The sequence below is a fragment of the Streptomyces sp. ERV7 genome (genome assembly GCF_001653515.1).
Classification (GTDB): domain Bacteria; phylum Actinomycetota; class Actinomycetes; order Streptomycetales; family Streptomycetaceae; genus Streptomyces.
In genome coordinates this window covers 1-3,922 of the sequence record NZ_LYOY01000057.1, presented here as the reverse complement: position 1 = coordinate 3,922, position 3,922 = coordinate 1, and the positions used below count along the sequence as shown (strand labels likewise).

At 73.9% G+C, this 3,922-nt stretch carries 5 protein-coding genes; 2 read left to right on the top strand and 3 right to left on the bottom strand.

The annotated features are described in order from the left end of the window. The coding region (locus tag A8W25_RS29640; RefSeq protein WP_234386644.1) for a CAP domain-containing protein at positions 1-532 on the top strand (532 nt) is incomplete at its 5' end. Positions 533-560: 28 nt separating this feature from the next. Here the strand turns inward: A8W25_RS29640 and A8W25_RS29635 are convergent. Then, positions 561-2,048 (bottom strand): sigma-70 family RNA polymerase sigma factor, encoded by a 1,488-nt coding sequence (locus A8W25_RS29635; protein ID WP_067167426.1) that lies wholly within the window; start codon positions 2,046-2,048, stop codon positions 561-563. A gap of 279 nt (positions 2,049-2,327) precedes the next feature. Here A8W25_RS29635 and A8W25_RS29630 point away from each other — a divergent pair, with 279 nt between their 5' ends. Further along, positions 2,328-2,609 carry a hypothetical protein gene (locus A8W25_RS29630; protein WP_234386643.1) on the top strand — a complete coding sequence of 94 codons (282 nt, stop codon included), beginning with the start codon at positions 2,328-2,330 and terminating at the stop codon, positions 2,607-2,609. A gap of 21 nt (positions 2,610-2,630) precedes the next feature. Here the strand turns inward: A8W25_RS29630 and A8W25_RS29625 are convergent, their stop codons facing one another. Together A8W25_RS29625 and A8W25_RS29620 are read right to left on the bottom strand one after the other, a co-directional pair. After that, entirely contained in the window at positions 2,631-3,614 is a 984-nt protein-coding gene (locus A8W25_RS29625) for a trypsin-like serine peptidase (RefSeq protein ID WP_234386642.1), read from the bottom strand. A gap of 95 nt (positions 3,615-3,709) precedes the next feature. Beyond that, the coding region (locus A8W25_RS29620; RefSeq protein WP_199831869.1) for a tyrosine-protein phosphatase at positions 3,710-3,922 on the bottom strand (213 nt) is incomplete at its 5' end.

Here is a 3,922-nt window from a genome sequence, read left to right as displayed (position 1 = left end):
CCCCCGGCCGAGGCCGAGCAGGAGCACCCCGGCGTCCGGCGCAGCGCACACCGACGCGGGCAAGGGCACCACGACGGCCAAGGGGCACACGGGCGGAGGCCAGGCACCCCGCACGACCACGCCGCGCAAGGACACCGCACCGAGCGGCACCGCCGCCGCGTACGTCCAGCAGGTCGTGGACCTCGCCAACGCCGAGCGCGCCAAGGCGGGTTGCTCGCCCTTCAAGGCGGACCGCCGCCTCAACACCTCCGCCCAGGCGCACGCGGACGACATGGCCGCGCGGGACTACTACGAGCACAACAGCCCGGAGGGGCGCAACGCGGGCGACCGTATGAGCGCCGCCGGATACGACTGGCACAAGTGGGGCGAGAACATCCACCGGGGGCCGAAGAGCCCGGCCGACGCGATGCGCGACTGGATGAAAAGCCCGGGCCACCGCGCCAACATCCTGGACTGCGGCTTCAAGGACATCGGCGTGGGCGTGAACCTCAGCGGCAACGGACCGTGGTGGGTACAGAACTTCGGCAGCTGACCCGCACGCACCCGGCACCGGTGTGGCCTCAGGACATCGAACCGGCGAAGTCCTGCACCCACACCGTGCCGTCGGGGCCGGGCACGGCGGCCACACCCGTGTCGCGGTACCCGCAGTCGAGCATGTTCCGCTGGTGGATCGCGCCGTCCGTCCAGTCGTCGACGATCCCGGCCGGGTCCGCCGTACCCCGGTCCAGGTTCTCCGCCCAGGCCCCGACGGGATACCCGGCCGCCCGCATCCGGGCGTCGGCGTGCTGCCCCTCCGGGCTCGCGTGGTCGTAGTAGTCGCGCGCCACCATGTCCTTGGCGTGCCGGACCGCCGCCGCAGTCAGCCGCGGGTCCATGCGCAGCGGCGCGCAACCGGCCGCGCCACGGCGGCTGTTGACCAGCCGCAGCAGCCGCTGCTCGGGGGTCGCGACAGCCGGCGTGGTCCTGACGGGCTTCGGGGTGGCCTTGGGCGAAGGGCTCGCCTTCGGCGGCTGCTGTACGGGCGTGGCGGAGGGGGACGGCGGGACGGCGCTCGCCGTGACGTGCGTCGCCGCGGGTGGCGCGGGGGTGGCCTGCGGACGCGGATCGGGCCACAGCAGCACGGTGAGGATCGCGAGGACGACGGCGAGCACGAGGGCGAGCGCACCCCTGACCGCGTACGCGCGCGCCTTCCCCGGGGCGGGCGAGCCGGGCCCGGTGCTGCCCGGCGCCGGCGCCGTGGACGCGACCGGGGCCATCCGGGCACCCGGGACGAAGTGGGCGGCCCCGTACAGCGGCACCAGCAGCGCGAGACCGGCCAGCAGCCCCTCGGCGGGCACCAGCCCCGAGCTCCGCCCCGAGCAGGCGCGGCAGTCACGGGCGTGGCGGGCGATCCGCTTGCGCCACACCGGGGCGGGGCGGCCGTCCCACCCGGCGACGGTCCGGGCCAGCTCGTCGCAGAGCGGCCGGGCGGCGAGCGCCCGCACCACGGTCCGGCCCACCTCCAGCTGGGCCTTCATGCGCTGGACGCGGACGGCGGCGTGCTGCGGGGTGAGCGCCATCGCCTCGGCGAGTTCGGCGCGGGTGAGCTCGCCCGCCGCCTCCTGCCACCACAGGGCGAGGAGTTCGCGGTCGCTCTCGTCGAGCCAGCGGGTCGCCTCGGCCACCTCGCGGCGCTGGCCGGACAGACCCAGGCGCAGGATGGTGAGGTCCACGAAGTCGGGTTCCGGGTCGGCGGCCCCGTCCAGTTGCTCGGGGCTCGCCGGGGTCGTGTACTGCTGGGCGCGCCAGCGGTGGCGTATCTGGTTCATCGCGATGGCGATCAGCCAGGACCGGAAACGGGACGGCTCGCGCAGTCCGTCGAGGCTCTCCAGGGCGTGGAACATGGTCTCCTGCACGACGTCGTCCACGTCGGCGTGGCCGTCCATCGCCCGGCCGACGACGTTGTAGACCAGCGGGAGGTAGTCGGAGACCAGCCGCTCGCGCGCCTGTGCGTCGCCGGTCCGCGCGGCGCCCACCAGCTCCGGCATGGACGTGCTGTCCCTGTGCATCTGCTCCCTCACCCGCTGGCGTCGGTCGTGCGCTCCCGTCGTTCGGAGACCCCTGGCGGACACGGGGATAACAGGAACTCGGCCCTCATTTTGTACGACGCCCCGGGCGACCCGGAACGCGCACGTCCGAATGCGGCTCCCGGCCGCGTTGCGAGACCTCCCGCGTTGTGGTGCGGGGCGGAAAGCGAGACGCTGGAGGTGCATGCGGCCGGGAGTGACCGGTGCGCCGAAAGCAAGCACCCACCCGGTCGAGAAGGGGTGAGTGTGGTGCGCACACTGATGAAGATCGAAATGGACACGGAGAAGGCCAACGACGCCATCAGGAACGGCACGCTGCCGAAGACCGTGGAATCCGCCCTGGAGGCGCTCCAGCCCGAAGCCGCCTACTTCACCACCCAGAACGGCTGTCGTACGGCGTTCATCTTCTTCGACCTGACGGACTCGTCGCACATGCCGAAGTTCTCGGAGCCGTTCTTCATGGAACTCGGCGCCAAGGTTTCCTACACGCCGGTCATGGACCGGGACGACCTCCGCAAGGGCCTGGCGGCCCTGGGGCGCTGACCCGTCGGGGCCCGTCAGGAGTCAGGACGCCGGACCCGCCGGCGGGGCGCCGCTGACCGCGGCACGGTAGAGGGCCCGGGTGGCGGCACCGAAGTAGGCGCTGTAGGAGACCTGGGGGGTGTTTCCGCCGGTGTGGTAGCCGCCGATGACCCCGATCACGCCCCAGCCGTCCGGCCCCGGCACCAGCATCGGCCCGCCGCTGGTCCCGCCCACGAACGCGTCGCAGGCGATGCGCGGGAAGGTGCCCGGGTCGGCCGGGTCGTCGCTGGCCCATCGGGTGGTCCAGCTCCAGCACTCCAGCGGCTTCTGCGCGTTGCCCGGGTAGCCGATCATCCGTACCGGGAGGTGGTAGTACCCCGTGCCGGTGAGCAGGCGTACGCCGCCCACCGCGTCCTGGAGGCGGGTGCCGTCCCGGTTGGGTTCGGTGACCGCGAACCCGAAGTCGTAGGCGGCTCCGGCGTGCTCGCCCAGGTCGTAGTACCGCTGCGCCACATAGACGCCGTCGGCCGCCACGGGGAAGAGCCCGAACGGCTTGAGGCCGTCGTGGTACTGCGGCACGAAGGCCAGGTGGCGCCGGGGCGCGGGGCCCGCGTAGCCCTTCAGACAGTGTCCGGCGCTCAGCACCAGGTCGCGCCCGGGGCTGCGCACCACCGAGCCGCTGCACGTGCGCCCGGTGCCGTCGGCATCGGTCCAGAAGAAGGTGCCCGCCTGCGGGATGCCGTCGAAGCTCCTGCTGGGCGGGATGTACTCGCCGGGCCGGGGCCCGTCCTCGGTGGGCGACGCCGCCCGCGCCGACGGCCCCGCCCCGGCGCCCTTGGCCGTGTCGCCGGGCAGCGCGGCCGCCATCCGGGCCGGGCTCCAGTAGGTGTCGAGCGCGGCGGCCGCCGGGTTGGCCCCGGTGCGGCCGCCCTCGGCAGCGGCGGCGGCCGGGGCGAAGCCCACGCCGCACAGCAGGGCGGCCGCGAACGCGGCGGTGTGCCGGATGATCCTGGTCCTGCGCACCATCAGTTCCCCTCTGGCCGGACACAAGTGACGACCCACCATAGGCGTGGTGCGTTACGGGCAGAAGTGCCCGCCGTGACCTCGGATCCGCGCCCCGGTTACGCGGTGGGGACGGGCTCGGCCGATGATTCCAGCAGCCCGGCGCGCAGTGCGCCGACCAACTCCTCGTCGGCGCCGAGCAGTTCGGCCGCGTATCCGCGCACCGAGCCGTGCCGCGCCGCGAGGTCGGCGAGGAAGAACCGCATGATGGCGGCGGGGGCGCGGCCGTAGCCCGGCCAGGGGATCTCGCGGGCGGGGGTGGGCGCCCGCCA